This window comes from Chryseobacterium sp. R2A-55 (assembly GCF_021401085.1).
GTDB lineage: Bacteria > Bacteroidota > Bacteroidia > Flavobacteriales > Weeksellaceae > Kaistella.
The window spans coordinates 26,840-45,819 of record NZ_JACBFP010000006.1 but is presented as its reverse complement, the minus strand read 5'-3'; the positions used below and the strand labels follow the sequence as shown (position 1 = coordinate 45,819).

The 18,980-nt window shown below is 38.6% G+C and carries 18 protein-coding genes and 1 pseudogene; 18 read left to right on the top strand and 1 reads right to left on the bottom strand.

Annotated elements, in window-relative coordinates; genetic code table 11:
- The 16 genes and pseudogenes from L0951_RS08150 (at position 1) to L0951_RS08075 (ending at position 15,426) form a co-directional block, all read left to right on the top strand.
- Positions 1-1,191 carry a glycosyltransferase gene (locus L0951_RS08150; protein WP_234110740.1) on the top strand — a complete coding sequence of 397 codons (1,191 nt, stop codon included), beginning with the start codon at positions 1-3 and terminating at the stop codon, positions 1,189-1,191.
- A complete protein-coding gene (locus tag L0951_RS08145; protein WP_234110739.1) occupies positions 1,191-2,348 on the top strand; it encodes a glycoside hydrolase family 88 protein in 1,158 nt (385 codons plus the stop codon). Before L0951_RS08150 ends, L0951_RS08145 begins: the two co-directional genes overlap by 1 nt.
- A gap of 481 nt (positions 2,349-2,829) precedes the next feature.
- Positions 2,830-2,979 (top strand): annotated as a pseudogene (locus L0951_RS13790) (DapH/DapD/GlmU-related protein); the annotation flags it as partial.
- 51 nt (positions 2,980-3,030) lie between these two features.
- Positions 3,031-4,554, top strand: coding sequence for a lipopolysaccharide biosynthesis protein (locus tag L0951_RS08135; protein WP_234110737.1), 1,524 nt, complete (start codon positions 3,031-3,033; stop codon positions 4,552-4,554).
- Between the two features lie 3 nt (positions 4,555-4,557).
- Positions 4,558-4,761, top strand: coding sequence for a hypothetical protein (locus L0951_RS08130; RefSeq protein WP_234110736.1), 204 nt, complete (start codon positions 4,558-4,560; stop codon positions 4,759-4,761).
- Complete coding sequence (locus L0951_RS08125; protein ID WP_234110735.1) at positions 4,751-6,187, top strand: MBOAT family O-acyltransferase; 1,437 nt, start codon at positions 4,751-4,753, stop codon at positions 6,185-6,187. The genes L0951_RS08130 and L0951_RS08125 overlap by 11 nt, the downstream gene beginning before the upstream one ends.
- Entirely contained in the window at positions 6,187-7,098 is a 912-nt protein-coding gene (locus tag L0951_RS08120; protein WP_234110734.1) for a hypothetical protein, read from the top strand. Before L0951_RS08125 ends, L0951_RS08120 begins: the two co-directional genes overlap by 1 nt.
- A 175-nt stretch (positions 7,099-7,273) precedes the next feature.
- On the top strand, positions 7,274-7,669 hold the full coding sequence (locus L0951_RS08115) for a hypothetical protein (protein WP_234110733.1): 396 nt from the start codon (positions 7,274-7,276) through the stop codon (positions 7,667-7,669).
- Positions 7,670-7,672: 3 nt separating this feature from the next.
- A complete protein-coding gene (locus L0951_RS08110; protein ID WP_234110732.1) occupies positions 7,673-7,813 on the top strand; it encodes a hypothetical protein in 141 nt (46 codons plus the stop codon).
- A 337-nt stretch (positions 7,814-8,150) separates the two neighbouring features.
- Positions 8,151-8,927: a glycosyltransferase family 32 protein gene (locus L0951_RS08105; protein WP_234110731.1), complete on the top strand. Its 777-nt coding sequence runs from the start codon at positions 8,151-8,153 to the stop codon at positions 8,925-8,927.
- Positions 8,927-10,036 (top strand): glycosyltransferase family 4 protein, encoded by a 1,110-nt coding sequence (locus tag L0951_RS08100; protein WP_234110730.1) that lies wholly within the window; start codon positions 8,927-8,929, stop codon positions 10,034-10,036. Before L0951_RS08105 ends, L0951_RS08100 begins: the two co-directional genes overlap by 1 nt.
- 126 nt (positions 10,037-10,162) lie before the next feature.
- On the top strand, positions 10,163-11,206 hold the full coding sequence (locus tag L0951_RS08095; protein WP_234110729.1) for an EpsG family protein: 1,044 nt from the start codon (positions 10,163-10,165) through the stop codon (positions 11,204-11,206).
- Positions 11,203-12,342: an acyltransferase family protein gene (locus L0951_RS08090; protein WP_234110728.1), complete on the top strand. Its 1,140-nt coding sequence runs from the start codon at positions 11,203-11,205 to the stop codon at positions 12,340-12,342. The genes L0951_RS08095 and L0951_RS08090 overlap by 4 nt, the downstream gene beginning before the upstream one ends.
- Before the next feature lie 20 nt (positions 12,343-12,362).
- Complete coding sequence (locus L0951_RS08085) at positions 12,363-13,253, top strand: glycosyltransferase family 2 protein (RefSeq protein WP_234110727.1); 891 nt, start codon at positions 12,363-12,365, stop codon at positions 13,251-13,253.
- A complete protein-coding gene (locus L0951_RS08080; RefSeq protein WP_234110726.1) occupies positions 13,250-14,374 on the top strand; it encodes a glycosyltransferase in 1,125 nt (374 codons plus the stop codon). Before L0951_RS08085 ends, L0951_RS08080 begins: the two co-directional genes overlap by 4 nt.
- Positions 14,375-14,787: 413 nt before the next feature.
- Entirely contained in the window at positions 14,788-15,426 is a 639-nt protein-coding gene (locus L0951_RS08075) for an acetyltransferase (RefSeq protein ID WP_234110725.1), read from the top strand.
- A gap of 467 nt (positions 15,427-15,893) precedes the next feature.
- On the opposite strand, the gene L0951_RS08070 is transcribed toward L0951_RS08075, so the two are convergent.
- Positions 15,894-16,316 carry a helix-turn-helix domain-containing protein gene (locus L0951_RS08070; RefSeq protein ID WP_234110724.1) on the bottom strand — a complete coding sequence of 141 codons (423 nt, stop codon included), beginning with the start codon at positions 16,314-16,316 and terminating at the stop codon, positions 15,894-15,896.
- Positions 16,317-16,460: 144 nt separating this feature from the next.
- Between L0951_RS08070 and L0951_RS08065 the strand changes: the two genes are divergently transcribed.
- Both L0951_RS08065 and L0951_RS08060 read left to right on the top strand, forming a co-directional pair.
- Entirely contained in the window at positions 16,461-18,026 is a 1,566-nt protein-coding gene (locus L0951_RS08065; RefSeq protein WP_234110723.1) for a hypothetical protein, read from the top strand.
- Positions 18,027-18,711: 685 nt separating this feature from the next.
- Entirely contained in the window at positions 18,712-18,867 is a 156-nt protein-coding gene (locus L0951_RS08060; RefSeq protein WP_234110722.1) for a hypothetical protein, read from the top strand.
- Positions 18,868-18,980 lie beyond the last annotated feature (113 nt).

The following is an 18,980-nucleotide window of genomic DNA, read 5'->3' as shown; positions in this document are numbered from 1 at the left end:
ATGAAGCCAAAGAAAAACATACTTTTCGTGATGAATAATCTGGGAGTTGGTGGTGCAGAAAAGGCATTGGTTTCTATGCTTCAGGTGTTTGATTTTTCCAGGTACGAAGTAGATTTGTTACTCTTTAAGCAGGAAGGACTTTTCCTGAAACAGCTTCCGGAAGAAGTAACCCTGCTTCCTGAACCGGAAAATTGGAAATATTTCGACATGCCTTTTTCACAGGTAGTTAAAGAAAATTTTTTTAGAGGAAAATGGAATGTAATCATCCAGCGTATTATTTTCAAGTTGGTACAAATAAAAGCAAAGAATACATCAGAAAAGGAGCAATTTGGATGGAATGCGGTGGCAAAAACTATGATTTCGTTGTCTAAAAAATATGATGTTGCAATTGGTTTTTTACAAAACAATCCAAACTATTTTGTTGTGGACAAAGTAAATGCAGACAAAAAAATTGGATACATTCATACAAATTATGAAGCTCTAAAAATCGATACTAAATTTGACCAAAAATATTTCGAATATTTAGACAAAGTAATCACGGTTTCAGATGATTCCCGGGAAGTATTAAATAAATTGTTTCCATATATGAAACAAAAGTTTGCAGTTATTAAGAATATTTCATCGCAGAAAACCATTCGTGATTTAGCGCTTGCGGCAATTGATGATGAGGCGTTTCAAAATTCAATATTGACAGTTGGACGGTTAACGAAGGTGAAAAATCATCAGTTAGCAATTGATGCCTTTGAAATTCTAAATAAAAGAAATATTCCCTTTTTCTGGTATGTTTTAGGTGATGGAGTCTTAAGAAGTCAGTTGGAAGAAAGTGTCAAAAGAGCCGGCTTAATTGACAGAGTGTTTTTTTTGGGTGCGAAAGAGAATCCGTATCCCTATATTTTAAAGTCCGAGATTTTTTTACTTACTTCACTTTTTGAAGGCGATGGAATTGTGGTTCGGGAAGCGAAAATCTTGAATAAGCCAATTATATTAACGAACTTTAATACCGCTTCTGCACATGTTGAAAGTAATGTTAATGGCATCATTGTAAAATGCAATGCAGAAGAATTGGCTGATTCAATTGAGGATTTAATTGTGAATTATGATAAACGAATGGCGTTTTCTAAAGAATTGTCGAAATCCAATTGGGGAACGGAAAACGAAATCGAAAAACTTTATCAACTAATTGAAGATTAATGAGCGCTGTACTTTTCATAATTATTTTTTTCTTCGTCATCATCTTCCTCATAGATGCGATTCCCCAATTCAACACCTGGCAATCCCGCATCAAAATCGGCAGATTCCAGGACCGCCAATCGTGGAGTGAGAAGGTTTTGAAGGTCGCAGGGAAATGGCTTAAATCCACCCCTACCATTAAACTGACGGATCATTCCCGGCTCATCATCTTGGATATGGTAAAGGGTAATTATAAGCGAAGTACCATCCAGTCTTGGCAGGAAGCCGCGTTGGTTCTGGGTTTATATGAATATGTTTCCAAAACAGGAGATGCTGCTGTAAGAAATGCCATCCAGAATTTTTTCGATTCTAAAATAAATCAAACAGGATGGAAAGTGAAACCTACCGAAAGTGACCACGCCATTTTGGGATATGCTTTACTCCATGCAGATTTCATCGACCATTCCAAATATAAGACTGCGCTGGATGAAACGTATCAAATGATTCTTTCCTTGAAGGGGGAAGACGGAACAGTGGCGTATAAAAACCATAACCGCGATTACCGGTTTGTAGATACTATCGGTTTTATCTGCCCGTTCCTGGTGAACTATGGCTTACTATTCAATATTCCCGAAGCGGTTGATTTGGCAGTAAGTCAAATTACGGAATACCAGAAATACGGGATGATGAATGAGGAGAATATTCCCTGCCACACCTACAACGTTCACACCAAAATCCCGACCGGGCTTTTCGGTTGGGGGAGAGGAATCGGATGGTTCGTCATCGGATTGATTGATTCCTGGAATATACTTCCAAATGATCATCCGCAGAAAAAAACTTTAGAGGAAATCATCGTGAAGACTGCAAAATCGGTTTTGAGGTTTCAGCGGGGAAATGGAGGATTCAACTGGCTTGTTTTTGTGAAGGAATCAAGAATAGATTCTTCCACGGTGGCCACTTTGTGCTGGTTTTTCACTTTGGCGTACCAAATCCCGGAAATTTCAGAAGCCTGTCTTTTGGCGAAAGAAAAAGGCCTGGATTATTTGCAGTCAGTGACCCGAAGAAATGGTGCGGTGGACTTTTCCCAAGGCGACACCAAAGCGATCGGGGTGTATTCACACAGTTTTGATATTCTGCCTTTTACGCAGGGATTTGTACTAAGAACTATACTAAATTGATAAGATGATGTCAATATTACTTTTAAAAATTTTCATCAGGAATTTTCCATATATTTCATTAAGGTCATTAATGCTAAATAGAATTGGTGGAAGACGCAATTCTGATTCTGTAATTGTTGCTTTTGGAAAATTTAAATATAAGTTTTATAAAGGGGCAAAAATCAATATCCAAGGTGGGCAGTTAACATTTAATCAAATTTTTTCGCATCCGGAATTGTCAGAAGGATTATTGAAAATGCTTGAAAATTCCCAGATAAATGTAACGAAAGGGTTTAGTATTTTTGAAGGAAGTCATATTATTTTAATGGAAAATGCCAAATTGAATCTTGGGAGCGGTTATATCAATAGAGGTGTAAAAATCCGCTGTTTCAAAGAAATCAGCATCGGTGAGCAGGTGGCGATATCTGAAAATGTAACCATTTGGGACTCGGATGCCCATGCTATTATCGGGAAAGAAGATGAAATGACTCAACCAGTGCGAATTGGGAACAAAGTTTGGATTGGAACCAACAGTGTTATTTTAAAAGGAGTAACAATAGGAGACGGAGCCATCATTGCGGCTGGTTCTGTTGTGACCAGAGATGTTCCGGCCGGTTGCCTTGCTGGAGGGGTACCAGCAAAAATTATCAGAAAAGATGTAAACTGGGACTAAATGAATACGGGGAGTCGAACATCTAATTCATTGAAAAATATTTTATTTGGGATTACTTCGCAGGTGCTGCAGATTGTGCTGAGTTTTGTCGCACGTACGGTTTTCATCAAATATTTGGCCATTGAATATTTAGGAATTAATAGTTTATTCAGTAATATCCTGATGATGCTTTCACTGGCAGAACTAGGTGTGAGTGCGGCTTTTGTCTATTCGCTTTACAAACCTTTAGCAGACAAAGATGAGTTCACTATTTCTGTAATCCTAAAGTTTTATAAGAAAGTTTATTGGATTATTGGGCTATTTATTTTCTTTTCTGGACTTATCTTAATTCCTTTCTTAGACCACTTCATCGCTCAGAAACCGGCTGCAATCAATGAAGATATCCGTATAATTTATTTTATTTTTCTATTTAACACGTCGTCTTCGTATTTCTTCTCTTACAAGATTTCGCTTCTTAATGCTGACCAACAAAATTCGGTTGTTACCATCAATCAAATGAAGTTCCTTATTTTGCAAAATATCTTGCAGATTCTTGTACTTGTGTTTAAAACGAATTTCATCGCATACTTGTTGGTACAGACTTTGACACAATTTGCCTCTAATTATTATGTTTCTCATTTGGTTGATAAAAGATATTCTTTCCTACGGAAGTTCAAAACAGGGATTATTGACCGGAACTTAAAAAAAACTATTATTTCAAATACTAAATCAACATTTTTGATTAAAGTTGGCGGGGTAATGGTAAACGGAACTGACAATGTTTTTATTAGCTATTTTGTGGGACTAGCGATATTGGGAAAATTTTCAAACTATCTGATGCTGGTTGCGCTGGTCTCAAATTTCACGGCGATCATATTCGCAAATTTAAGTTCAAGCATCGCCCATTTGATTGTGACAGAAAGGAAAGAGCAGCAACGGAAGATATTTTATTCGCTTAATTTTCTCAACTTTTGGATTTTCGGAGTTTGCGCATTAATGATTGTTTTCCTTGTGAATGATTTCATCAAACTCTGGATTGGCGAACAATTTTTGCTCGGCCGCGAAATTTCGATACTGCTGGCGGTTAATTTTTTTATGGTCGGAATGCAGAGCGGATTTTGGACATTTAAAGGAGCATACGGTTTTTTCAAACAGGGAAGGTATGCTGTTCTGGGAACGGCTTTAATTAATTTGGTTCTGTCTTATTATGGTGGGCTGCATTTTGGTATTTTAGGAATTATTGGAGCCACTGCCATCGCGCGGCTGGTGACCAATTTTTGGTACGATCCTTATGTGGTCTTGAAATTAGGATTGAATGAAAATCCAATGAGGTATCTACTAAAATTTGTGAAGTATCTTTTGGTTTTGGGCATTGCAGCCGTGGTGACTTTTTTTGCCAGCTCATTTTTATCCTTCAGTGGACTGGTTAATTTTGTTTTAAAAGCGACCATTTGTTTTACGTTGGTAAATTTATTTATCATCCTGGTTTTCAAGAACTCCCCAGAATTCATTGCATCATTGGAAAAACTTAAACAAGTCCGAACGATACTGTTTGCAAAAATTATGAAAAAATAAACAATGAAACTCCTCTATATTACCAATGGCATTACTGGTGCAGGCAGGCTCGAAAGGGCACTTTCAGTAAAGCTATCAATGCTTGCGGTAGATTTTTCCCTAGGTGACACGAAAGCAATCGGGTTGTATTCCCAGAATTTTGACATCCTGCCTTTTACCCAAGGTTTTGTATTGCGGACATTAAACTATTCCCTAGATGCTTTTTAATTCCATAAGCTTTGCCATATTTTTTCCAATAGTGTTTGTGCTCTATTGGTTTTTCTGCAGCAAAAATTATAAATATCAAAATTTATTGCTGTTAGTGGCCAGTTATTATTTTTATGCAAACTGGGACTGGCGTTTTATGTTCCTTCTGATCTTCTCCACGGTACTGGATTATGTTTCGGGATTAAAAATAGAAAATGCAGAAAGCCAACACTGGAGAAAGTTTTGGCTGTGGCTCAGCATCGGAATTAATCTGGGTTTCTTAGGCTTTTTCAAATATTATAATTTTTTTATAGAATCATTCGCCACCTTTTTTCAAAGCATTGGCTTAAGCGTAAATATTTGGACTCTGAAAATTATACTTCCTGTTGGGATTTCATTTTATACTTTCCACGGTCTGTCTTATGTTTTGGATATTTATAACCGTAAAATAAAAGCCGAGCACAATTTTGTTGATTACAGCGTTTTTGTAAGTTTTTTTCCGCTTTTGGTAGCGGGTCCAATTGAAAGGGCAACTCATTTACTCCCTCAGATTCAAAAAGCTAGAACTTTTAATTATACCAAAGCGGTTGACGGTTTGCGGCAAATCTTATGGGGACTCTTTAAAAAAATCGTCATTGCCGATAATTGCGCAGAATATGCCAATATGATTTTTAATGATTCTGCCCATCAGTCCGGCAGTAATTTGGTGATGGGTGCATTATTTTTCACGGTTCAAATCTATTGCGATTTTTCAGGCTACTCAGATATTGCCTTGGGAACTGCGCGACTGCTAGGAATCGAACTCTTGAAAAACTTTTCCTTCCCTTATTTCTCTAGGGATATAGCGGAATTCTGGCGTCGCTGGCACATCTCTCTTTCAACGTGGTTCAGGGATTACCTTTACATTCCTTTAGGTGGAAGTAAAGGAGGCACGTGGATGAAAATAAGAAATACGTTTGTTATATTTATCGTAAGTGGTTTCTGGCATGGCGCGAACTGGACTTTTATTGTTTGGGGATTTTTGAATGCGCTATACTTCCTACCTTTAATGTTAACTAATAAAAACAGAAATAATCTGCAAGTGGTCGCAATGGGTAAATTAATACCTTCGCTAAAAGATGCTTTTAAAATATTAATTACCTTTACTTTAACAGCTTTCGCATGGATTTTTTTTAGAGCTGAAGATTTAACGCATGCTTTTTCATTTATCAAAGGAATATTTAATAAGTCCACTTTGAGTTTTCCTACCGTTTTTCCTGTCGCAATCATAGGGTTATCTTTATTTTTCTTTGTGGTTGAATGGTTTGGTAGGGAAGATAACTTTGCAATCGAAAAGCTGTTTTTCAAATCTAAGCGAATAATGAGGTATATATTTTATTTTATTTTGATCATCCTAATTTATATTTTTGCTGGCAAAGAGCAGGAATTTATCTATTTCCAATTTTGATGATGAAGCTATTCTTGAAAAAGACGGGATTATTCTTATCCATAACGCTGGTAACAGTGCTTGTGGTCATTTTTGCATCAAAAGCCATCGCATTACGGCTTTTTAACTTTCATCAGCCCATGATTGAAACGGTTATTTTGGGAGATTCCCAAACTCAATGTGGTCTTGATGATAAAATACTACCTCATACTCTGAATTTATCTGAAAGTGCCGATACCTATTTCTATTCTTATGTAAAGCTGAAAAGAATGCTTGAGCATAATTCGCAAATCAAGAAAGTTGTCCTTGGATTTGCAGACCATAACTTAACCGAGAATCAGGATCGTTGGCTCCATGATAATGAAATAAACAGTTTTAAACTGCCGATTTATTTCTTCATGTTTGACAAAAATGATTTATTTGATTTTGCAAAAATAAATAAGGCACAGATCATTGTCCATTCCCATACAATATTGAAACGGAATTTCTCCCATTTATTAAGAATTTACAGACATGAAAAAATAGAAAAATTTGGAATAGGGGGATTTCTCGCGCTTAGTAAGGAGGCAAAGAAGGAAGAACAAAAGATTCAGAATCGGAATGTGCAAAAAACTTTACAGCCCAGTTCTTTAGATTCAAAATATTTGCTGAAAATCTATGCATTATGCCAAAGCAAAAAGATTTCTTTAGAATTAATTTCGCTTCCTCAATTTGAAAATACATTGCAAAAAAAGGCACATAATATTGATGAACTTCGTCCTTATAAAAAAAGAGCTGATCTCTATTGGCATGAAAATCTACCAAATGCAAATTATGTGGATTTCAGTAATTATCAATTACAAACGAAAGATTTTGCTGATGGAAGTCATTTAAATAAAAATGGTGCCGTCCTTTTTTCTAGAATGTTAATTGATTCTCATGTGCTTAATTGACTTTAGTGATCTATTTAATTCTGCCTTTGTATAATAATTTAAAAAAGATATTGAAACTCCCCTACATCACCAATATAGTCAAGTTCCAAATTAGACAAGATTCTAAACCTCAACCTCATTTGTTTATTTAATTAAACAATATCGCTTATTTTTGCTTATTGCAACAATCAAAACAATGGACGAAGTTCATTTAACCAAAAATATATTCAAAGAAAACACCGGAATCAATCTTCTTCAAAAACCCATGAAAATCTATTTGGAGAATACCAATTTGATGTATTTACTTGCGGAAAATGAGGTAAGCAAGGGAAATATACGCGAAAGCTTTTTTGCGAATCAGGTCGGATATCAAAACAGGCTTAACTATATTTCGAATACCGATTTTTTGGTCAATGGGAAATATGCTTTTGAAATTGGAGGCAAAAACAAATCTGCAAAACAACTTTTAGGAAAACTCAATTCTTTTGTGATCAAAGATGACATTGAAATCGGAAGGGATCAAAACCATTCCGTTATGGTTATTGGGTTTCCTGTATTAAAAAATGAATGGTCAAAAAAGTCCTACTTTTAGTTTATGAAACTCCACTACATCACCAACAGTATCACCGGAGCGGGCGGACTCGAAAGGGAACGTTGGGTGAAAGCATCCATGCGTGCGGAGGATGATTATGAGGTACATGTCCTTACCTTGAACAAATCAGGAAAGGAGCGCTAAGAAAAGAGCGGGCTTCACAATTGGTTCGAATTCTACCATGTGAACTGGAAGCTTTTCAAGAAAATCCTTTCCTGAAAATTTGATGATTAAGGGGCATAGAGCTAAGATAATTTATTGGTGAGAATTTCAGATCATGTGTAAAAAAAATCTTCAAAACCAGCCCAAATTTGGCAAAGAAAATAAATAGTCTGGATGAATAATCGCAGAGATAAAGGAGAAATTGATCAAAAAATAAATAAATTTGGCTTTTCTAAATCGAATATTTTTAGATGGTCTGGTATTTTTTATTATAAAAATACAGACGGTTGTTTTCTTGGTTCTTTTAAAACATGAAATTATGAACAGTAATATTCCAAAGATCATTCATTTTTGTTGGCTAAGCAATGATGCTTTTCCAAAAAAAATTAAAAGTTATATAGACGGATGGCGAGAAAAACTTCCGGATTACGAGTTTATTAATTGGAATTTTGAACGATTCCCTATCGAGAAAAGCAGATGGGTGCGCGAAGCTTTTGAAGAAAGAAAATATGCCTATGCGGCAGATTATTTACGTTTATATGCGTTATATCATCATGGAGGTATTTATCTTGACACCGATGTGGAAGTGGTAAAATCTTTTGATGATCTTTTACATTTGCCATATTTTATTGGCACAGAAGGTGATGAGTATATCGAGGCGGCAGTGATAGGTTCTCAAAAAAGCAACCAATGGATTGGCGAAGTTTTAGCCTATTTTGAAAACAGAAGTTTCATAAAATCAGACGGCAGCTATGATATGATCACGTTACCACGAGTCTTGCGAATGGTTACAGCGACGAACTATAAGACTCGGAAAATAACCTTGGACGAAGACTGTCAAAAGATACTAAGTGAAGATCGGCACCTAATTGGTCTCTTTCCAAAAGATTTTTTTTGTGCGAAGGATATGGGAACTGGCGAAATTCAAAAAACAAAAAACACCTATACCGTTCATCATTTTGCCATGTCTTGGGTCCCAAAAAATAAAAAAAGGATTTCAGATTTTAAAAGATTTTTGATGAAGACCTTTGGTGTAAGAAGAATTGAGACGGTTATTGATTTTCTAAAACTTAAGAAATTGAAAAGTTTTAGCTAATGAAAGTCCTATATCTTACAGATCAAACCTACTTGCATGGTGGAGTGGAGAAAGTACTTTCGCAAAAAGCGAACTGGCTTGCCAATCGCAGTGATGATGAGGTAATCATTGCCACCTATAACCAAAATGGTAATCAACCGGTTTATCCATTTAGTCCAAATATCAGAATGTTGGATATGGGGGTGAATTATGAAATAGGGAAAAGCTACTTCGATTCCATCAACCTCTCCAAAATACCAAAGCACCGGAGAAAATTGCAAGCATTATTCAATGAAATTCAGCCGGATCTGGTGGTAAGCTGCAGCTTTGGTCCGGATTTTTATTTTTTGCCATTTATTGGAAAAAGTATTCCTAAAATTAAAGAATTTCATTCTTCCAGATTTTTTTACCGGAAAAATAGATCTATTAAGGATAGAATACTTCACCGCCTCAGTAGTATCATTGAAAAGAAGTTTGAATGCATCGTAGTTCTAAATGAAGACGAAAGATCTTTTTACACTGGAGACAAAGTTGCTGTCATTCCGAACCCTACCGAACTTTCAGAATACCGCGCAGATGGTACTTCTAAAAAAATTTTGGCGGCCGGCCGGATTTCCCCAGTCAAAAATTTTGGCGATTTAATAGAATCGTTTGCAAAAGCGGCGAAGGAGATTCCAGATTGGGAACTTCATTTTTTTGGTGAAGATTACTTGGGTATTCAGGCCAAATTGCAGTCCCGAACAGACGAACTGGGTCTGTCACACCAAATAAAATTCATGGGGGTAACTGATGATTTAAAGAAAGAAATGCAGACTTATAGCATCTACGCCATGACTTCTGAGACGGAATGTTTTCCAATGGTTTTGTTGGAGTCCCTGTCGGTTGGGTTACCGGTAATTAGCTATAATTCACCAACCGGTCCAAAACATATTGTGACCGATGGTGAGGACGGCATGATGGTTCCTTACAAAAATTTGGATATTTTTACAGAAAAATTAAAACTCCTGATGTCCAATGAAAATTTGCGCCAAAAAATGGGTGAAAATGCCAGAGAAAATGCAAGACGTTTTGAAATTTCAAAGGTGATGAATCAATGGAAAAAGCTTTTTCATCACCTCACTCAACCTTAACCTTAACCTCAACCTCAACCTCAACCTCAACCTTAACCTCAACCTTAACCTTAACCTCAACCTCACCCCCCGCCCTTGTTCGACTGGATTCCCATATATAGTTATACGCCGGTATATTATCACCTGATGATGCTTTTCTTGCTCATCACTTTAGTGCACAGTTATACCAATAACCTTTTTGATAATTCCACGAAGACCTTTTCCTCAGTATTCGGTTACCTTTTGCTAATCTGGATATTGCTGTATCTTGGAACGAGACCGATAAGCTATGTATTCGGGGATATGGGGACTTATGGCAAAACCTATAACCAGATCGTTTCTGGAGGTCAAGTCATTATTAAGAAAGATTTCTTGTTTAATTACTTTATGGTTTTTTGCACAAAGATAATAAGCGACCGGGTTTTCTTCTTTGTGGTCGCATTGATTTATATCCTGCCATTGTACTTGTTTTCCAAGAAATATTGCGGGACTTATTGGTATTTCGTTTTCTTCATATTTGTCAGTTCGTATATGTTTTGGCCGTTCGGCACCAATGGGATTCGAAACGGGATGGCTACCTCACTTTTTGTACTAGGGTTGTTTTTCTACGAGCGTAAAATTGTGACGTATGCACTCATGGCTTTGTCATTCGGGATCCACAGTTCGTTGGTTATTCCAATTGCTGCGTTTGTGGTTTCCGGTATCTACAAAAATCCAAAAGTCTATCTGTCTATTTGGTTGGCGGCCATTCCATTGTCGTTGATAGGCGGAGGTTTTTGGGAGGGCTTTTTCGGAGGCTTGGGATTTGGTGACGATACCCGTGCTGAAGATTATCTGACGAAGGGGAATGTCAACAATGATGTGTTTGCCTATACCGGCTTCCGATGGGACTTCCTGTTGTATTCTTCTTTTGCAGTATTCGCAGGATGGTATTTTATTTTTAAGAAAAATATCACAGACCAATTCTATATTCATCTTTGGGGAATTTACATGATCGCCAACGCCTTCTGGATTTTGGTCATCCGTGCGAATTTTTCGAACCGATTTGCCTACCTTTCATGGTTCCTCATCGCGCCGATCATAGCCTATCCGACGATGCGCTATAAATTGTGGAATGATCAATATAAAATTATTGGTGGGATCTTATTTGTGTATTATTTATTTACCTATCTAATGTTTATAAGAGGATGATAGACAAAAAAATAGTTTTTTTTCCCGGTCTAAATGGTATTAGAGCACTTGCAGCGATCGGGGTTATGTTATCGCATATTGCGTTGTCATTTAAAAACACTGACGTTGGATTTTATCTGTTTGGCTCGAAGGATGGCAAGCCTAAATCTTGGGTACTTGGAGAGCATGGTGTTACTATGTTTTTTGTACTTAGTGGATTCTTGATCACTTACCTATTATTAAAAGAACGGCATACAAGTGGCAAGATACATATTGCATCGTTTTATAAGAGGCGGATTCTCCGTATTTGGCCACTTTATTATTTATATCTTTTCGTGGTTTTGCTCTATCTCTATATAGTAGGAGCTCCTGCTAATATAACAAGTTCAGGACCTTACTTTTACTTGTTTTTTTTGGCGAATATCCCTTTCATACTTGAGAAAGCTATTCCGTCGTTAGCACATCTTTGGTCTATTGCTGTGGAGGAGCAGTTTTATATTTTTTGGCCATTGTTTTTCAAAATATCAAACCAGCTATTGCTAAAAATAATTCTCGTATTTATAGTGGTATTATCAATTACTAGGGTAGTCCTATGGTATTATATGCCGTTTTCCGTTCCGGCTTTATTATCTGTCGTTAATAGATTCGACTGTATGCTTATTGGTGCCAGCGGCGCTGTATTATATTACAAGAAAAGCAGCGCTTTTTTAAAAGTTGTAGATAATAAGCTGACGCAATTTATTGCTTTAGGTATTTTGTTCTTAATGCTTATCAATAGATTTGTTTTTTTTAACTCTATCATTGAAGTTTTTGTTGTTGAACTCTTAACACTCGCGATTATTATTGGCCAAATAAATGTAAAAAATCGTCTTGTAAACTTTAATAATCGAACAATGGATTATATTGGGAAGTTGTCCTATGGTATTTATATTATTCATGTTTTAATCCTGCATTTGGTTTCCGAGTATATTGACTGGTCAGTAATAGAAAATGAAATATTTAAAATATTTGCTATTTATTTTACTGTAATTGTCCTCACGCTATTTTTGGCACATATCAGTTATAATTTTTTTGAATTAAGATTTTTACGGCTGAAAAATAAATATGCTTATGTGAAGTCCGCATCATCAAATACTTTCGATATTTTTAAAAAATAGTAATATGTCTTTTTTTACTAATGAAAAAACTCACCATCTTCACGCCCACCTTCAACCGCGCCCATCTTTTGCCGCGGCTTTATGAAAGTCTGAAAAACCAGTCTTGCAAATCGTTTATTTGGTTGGTCATTGATGATGGTTCAAAAGACGGCACTGGAGCGTTGGTTGGCAAATGGCAGAAAGAAGGTTTTGTACCTATTCAATATATCTTTCAAGAAAACCAGGGAATGAGTGGTGCGCACAACACCGCCTACAAAAACATTCAAACCCCATTTAATACCTGCATTGATTCAGATGATCAACTGGCGAATGATGCGGTTGCCATCATCTACAGCGAAATTGAAGATATTGAAAAGCGTGATGATATCGCCGGTATCATAGGACTTGACGCAGACTTTGACGGAAAAATTTTGGGCGATCGATTCCCGGATGATTTGAAATACACCACCCTCAACGATTTCTACAAAAAATACCATCTGAAAGGTGACAAAAAATTGGTGTACAAAACCCAAGTGATGCAAAGCATCGAAGAATACCCGCTGTTTAAAAACGAGAAATTGGTCCCGCTCAGTCATAAATACCTGCTTGCGGACCAGCATTTTCAGTTGAAAACCGTCAATAAGATTCTTTGCCTCGTGGAATACCAGGAAGATGGCTCTACGAAAAACATGCTGAAACAATACCGGCGACATCCCAGGGGTTTCGCCTATGCCAGAATTGCTAGGATCAATTTGGAGAGCAGTTTTAAGGATAAATTCCAAAATGCCATGCACTTGGTTTCATCCTCCTTTTTTACCGGCGATTTTGCTTCATGGTTCAAAACCCGATATACCATGTTGGTGCTTAGTGCAGTTCCTGCCGGCATTTTATTGAACCTTTATGTAAGGCTTAAAACCCAGAAAAATCCATGAGGGTACTGCATGTCATCAACAGTTTGAGGATGGGCGGTGCAGAGAAACTCATCGCCGAAACCTTTCCAAAATTGGCGAAGGCAGGAATCATGGTGGATCTGCTGTTGCTTCATCAGGAAGAAACTCCATTACTCCATGAACTGCGAGAATTAAACTGCTGTAAGATTTTTCAAACGGACGCCAAAAGTGTGTATTCACTTCGGAATGTAACCTGGATTATGCGTCACCTCAAAAATTATGATGTGGTTCACGCCCATCTGTTCCCCTCGACTTATTTTCTGGCCTTAGCCAAGAGAATATCGTTTTCGCCGATTCCAATCATTTTTACAGAACACAGTACCAGTAACCGTCGATTTAGAAATAAACGGTTGAAATGGTTGAACAAAGGGTTTTATCAGATATTTCAGAAAATCATCTGCATCACCGAAGAAGTAAAAAGTGCGGTTCAAAATCATGTGGGAATATCCGATGAAAAGCTTGAAGTCATCCACAACGGGATTAACATTGAAAAATTTGATCAGGCATTGCCCATGGATAGAGCGAATGTGGACCCGGGATTAAAAGATTCCGACTTCCTGCTCGTGCAGGTATCTTCATTTCGTCCGCAAAAAGACCAGGCCACCGTGATCAGATCGCTAGAGCTATTGCCTGAACATGTGAAACTGATGTTGGTAGGTGACGGTGATTTAAAGAAGGAACAGATGGAACTGGCTGCCGAATTAAACCTTGGAAATAGAGTGTTTTTTTTGGGGAATCGGTCTGATGTGCCGTCACTTTTAAAGACCGCAGATGCGGTAGTGCTGTCTTCAAACTACGAAGGATTTGGGCTTGCTATCGTGGAGGGCATGGCGAGTGGCAGGCCTTCTATTGCGTCCGAAGTCCCCGGTTTGGCGGAAGTTGTTGAAGGGTACGGGATTCTGTTCCCGAAGGGAGACGCAAGCGTGTTAGCCAACGAAGTTTCCCGTTTGATGAATGACCGGGCGTATTATGAAGAAACTGCTAAAGAAGGATTGGAAAGAGCGAAGCAGTTTGATATTACTCTGATGGTTGAAAAGACGGTTCAGCTTTATCGGGAATTATTGAAGATGCAAGTTAATTCTCCAACGGAAATAAGGGAATAAGGTTTAAGACCGGGGTGATTGAAGTTTTGTTACTAAGGGAATAAGGTTGGTACGAAGAATTTATTGACTTGTGGTATTCTTGAACAGTGCGGCACCACAAAGTTTGAATGTTACCGGAAAATAAAGATACCTCTCGGCTCATAATTCTTCGGAACTGCCCTGTTTTTAATGGAGCTCGAATCTCCGGTAATTTCTCTACATCTATGCCATTACATTTTTTAAAATATAGTGTTGATAAAAAACCTCGGGATACAAATGCGGGGTAGAAATATTGTTGTTAGAATTGGACTTTATTAATTTTATTTAAAAAATACTAGCGGTTATGGTTTTTTCATTTGCATGCAATCAATTAATAATCGGTTTACAAATCTCTAGTGAGAATTTATATCTTTGTTATCTACATTTATAAAATTATGAATCATAGAAAAATATGTATTGTGGGTGCGGGCGGCTTTGGAAGAGAGGTGTTCTGCGGGTTTAAGAATGATTTCCTGGCTACCGGTGTGGCTGTTAATGAAATCGTGTTTATGGATGAAAATATTGAGCTGAGAGGGAGTCAAATCTTGGGGGTTCCTGTCATCATGTTTGAGGATTTTGACCCGGCTGTTTATCAGGTCGTCATCGCGGTGGGTGAGCCGGAAACCAGAAAAAGAATAGTGGAAAGATTACCGGCCAACACCGTTTATAGTTCTTTGACTCATTCTAACGCAACCGTTATGGATTTGACTTCAGTAGGTGAAGGAAGCGTGATTACTTCTGGAAGTATTTTGACAACAAATATTACCGTGGGAAAACACGCGCATATCAACCTCAATACAACGATTGGTCATGACTGTGTAATTGGCGATTTTTTTACCACAGCTCCAGGGGTAAATATCAGCGGTTACTGTAAAATTGGCAACGGAGTATATTTCGGAACCAATGCTTCTGTGAAAAACGGCATCACCGTTTGTGATAATGTTACCGTAGGAATGGGTGCAGTGGTAACTAAGGATATTTTGGAAGAGGGGATTTATGTTGGGAACCCACTTCGAAAGTTAGAGCGAAAATAATCGCAAAAAATTTCATCTGGAAGGTTTCACGTCATCATGAATCTTTTCACCATAACAATTGTTGATGTTTTTTACCGAGAGGCGATTGTTTTTTTGAATATTCGTCTGCTAAGGAAATAAGGAAATAAGGTTCAAAACCTGGGTGCTTGAAGCCCTGTTACTAAAGGGATAAGGTTGGGAGGGAAGAATTTGTTTTTCCAGTCATGTCATCGGGCATGAGCCGTTATTTACCACGTTTTCATGAAAATACACCTAAAAACCTTATTCCCTTAGTAAAAAAAACGATAGGGTCATTTTTAACCTTATTCCCTTAGTAGAAAACCATAGCAGGATCGTTTTGACCTTATTTCCTTATTAAGCGGCAAAATCTGCTGAGACGATAAGTAGCGGTGCTTTTTCCACGCGATAAAATCGCGCGTTAGCAGTGTCCTCCATCAACTGCAAAAGCAAAAGCTTAACCGAACAGGTCAAGCTTTGGTTATTTTATGGATCAATTCTTCGATGAGCCTGCTTTTCTCTTTTTCTGTTTCCAATAAACGCTCATAAAGCTTTTTGTTCTCCTCAAAGGATTCGAGTAATTTGTCAAGTGGATTGAAGGTGCAATTTGGGTTGATTGCATTCAAGGTTGATTCATCATTACTGGTAAATGTATTGCTGATAATATTGAAAACCGCTTCTTCCGAAAAATTTTTCAGCGCATCCACCGAGATTTCCAACGCTTTGGCAATGGGTTCCAGTTTGGTGTCCTCCAGATCCTCCGCATTTTCATAAAGGGAAATTTTCTGCTGGCTCACCCCCAGCAGTTCGGCCAGGGTTTCCTGCTTCATTCCACGCATTTCCCGGATCCTCGCGATATTTCTGCCGATGTTTTTCTTGGTGGTAGTGCTCATTGATTCTAGTTTATGAAACCAAAGATAAGAAATTATTAGATACTCCGCCCCCTTGTTTTTTACATTTTATGCGTGGTAAAATACATCCGTCGGTGGTTCGGTACCCGGATGGGGAAGCTGAACTTGCGGTAAAATTTTATAATTATGCCACACCGAATCAACCTCCCCAACCATCATCCGCATCATCAGCAACTGACGGAGACCCTTAATTCTTTTGCAGCCCAGTACGATGTGCTGCGGGTGTTCCTGAGCTATTCGCAAGCTTCGCAAAAACACCTGCTCATCATCCATATCGGCAACCTGCGCGTCCCTGAAACGCTTTCAGAAAGTAAATGGATCAGAAAAGCATTGGAGCATTACCACACCCAGGTCATCATCCTGGGAAGCGTGGATATCCGCCGACATCTGAAGCTGGGAAGCCTGTGGATCAATCGGCACTGCAATGGGTCCTCTTTCATCTTTAAAAAAGAGGGACATGAGTGGACTTATCCCAACCTGGATAAGCAACTCAAAAAGCACCAGCGATTCCGGGAAGATTATTTCCGCCAACGCGATCTGCTCAGTACAGAGATCCAAAGGGCAAAAAACAATAATGCTCTGACGATGGCCTATCACCTGTACATATCGCTCTTTGAACACCATCTGCTTCATCTGGAACTTCTGTGCACAGGCAGATATTTTTATCAGGATCATCTCAATGAGCGTTTCCTGAGACTCGAAAAGTATTTGCCGGAGATCAAAAGGATGATGCTGAAGAAGACCGGAACCCGCTACTACCTGATCGAGGCGCTGTTTTCTGCAATAAAAGCGGATGAAGAGCAAGAACCCATGATGCTGGAAGAGGAGTTTGAAGGTGCGATCTCCACTTTTGAAGAACAGCTTTATGGCTTGGTACAGCGTACGTTTAACGAGACCAAAAAAGCGGTGAAGCCAATGATTGGCAGTGAAACGGGGATCCCAGAAAAGGTGCCGGCTTCTCCCTGCGAACCAGTGATCAGCATCTTGACCCAACACTACGCAATAGATGAGATTTTCCTATTTCATCAGGAGGAAATCTCTGAATCCGACCGTGGAACCACCGTTCTGTATCTTCTGCTCATCAGCAACAGAATCAGCCATCAAGATCTTTGCAACATGATGCAGATGGTTTTGCAACAAACCGAGGGACGATTCAGCATCGTGCCTATTGCCCACTCCAAAACCTGGATTCAGGAGCATCTCTGCGAGTACCAGCGGTTCTTCCAAAAAATAATGACTCCGCAAAATGCCATCTTTTTGGCTGATGTTCCGTCGGTAATCCATTGGCATACCGAGGCCATGATAATTGTTGCCGAGACCATCTACGATAGAAGCTGCCTACAACTGTATGAAAATTACAGGGCATTCCGTTCCCGGGAAGGGCAGGGGACCCATGAAGGATTGGGTCTGATGATCAGCGGTCTATTCTACCGCGCCTGTACCATGCTGATCCATTCCTCGCTTCACTACCGTCCAAACCCTATTAACATCCGTATTCTCTGGAAGCTTTGCCAATATGCCGAACCCAAGGTGAAACTCCTGGATTTCCTCATCCAAAAACTGCCCTTCGATTTCTTTGAGTTTCTGAATCCCTCTAAAAATCTGTTTAAGAATTTCTGCCGCCTCGAGGAAGAAGAGCTGTGCATCCTGGATGAGTTGGCGCAAAGTTTTTTTGCGCTTTTGGATCGCTGAGATGGCAGTGGGAGGGACGGAGGTCCTGATAGCGATCGGGAAGAGGGATGGCGTAGCAGTTTGTCTGTCAAAAGGTAGGGGATCCTGTTCCCGAAGGGAGACGCAAGCCTTTTAGCCAACGAAGTTTCCCGTTGGATGATTGACCGGGAGTATGATGAAGAAACTGCTAAAAAAGGATTGGAAAGAGCGAAGCAGTTTGATATTACTCTGATGATTGAAAAGACGGTTCAACTTTATCGGGAATTATTGAAGACGCAAGTTAATTCTCCTACGGAAATAAGGGAATAAGGTTTAAGACCGGGGTGTTGGAAGTTTTGTTACTAAGGGAATAAGGTTGGGGTGGGAAGAATTTGTTTTACCAGTGATGTCATCGTGCATGAGCCGCGTTTTGCTATGATTTTATGAAAAAAGGCATACCATAAACCTTATTTCCTTATTAACAAAATTTGCGAAGACGATAGTAGCGGTATAATTTCCACGCGATAAAATCGCTCGGTAGCGGTGGGAAGAATTTGTTTTTTCAGTGATGTCATCGTGCATGAGCCGTTATTTACCACGATTTTATGAAACGAGGCATATCATAAACCTTATTTCCTTATTTAACTGCAAAATTTGCGAAGACGATAAGTAGCGGTATTATTCCCACGCGATAAAATCGCGCGTTAGCGGTGAAGACGAATTCTTGATGCTGCTTTTCAGTGTAGGAGATGGGGAGAGTGATCCTGTCGGTAAAGCCGGATATTACCATACAAAAAGCCTTTTGGAAGAGCTTTATATGGATGATTTTTCGGTGGATGCCACCATTTTGAGACTTGAAAGAATTGCAGGAGGAAAATATTGAGCTGCTGATCAAAAGAGTCATCACCCAATACAGGAAAAAGAAGCCCAGCAGACCCTGAGAAAGTTCCGGGCTTCTACCATGGATGAAAGAGGTAACGCTGTATCCTGAAGATA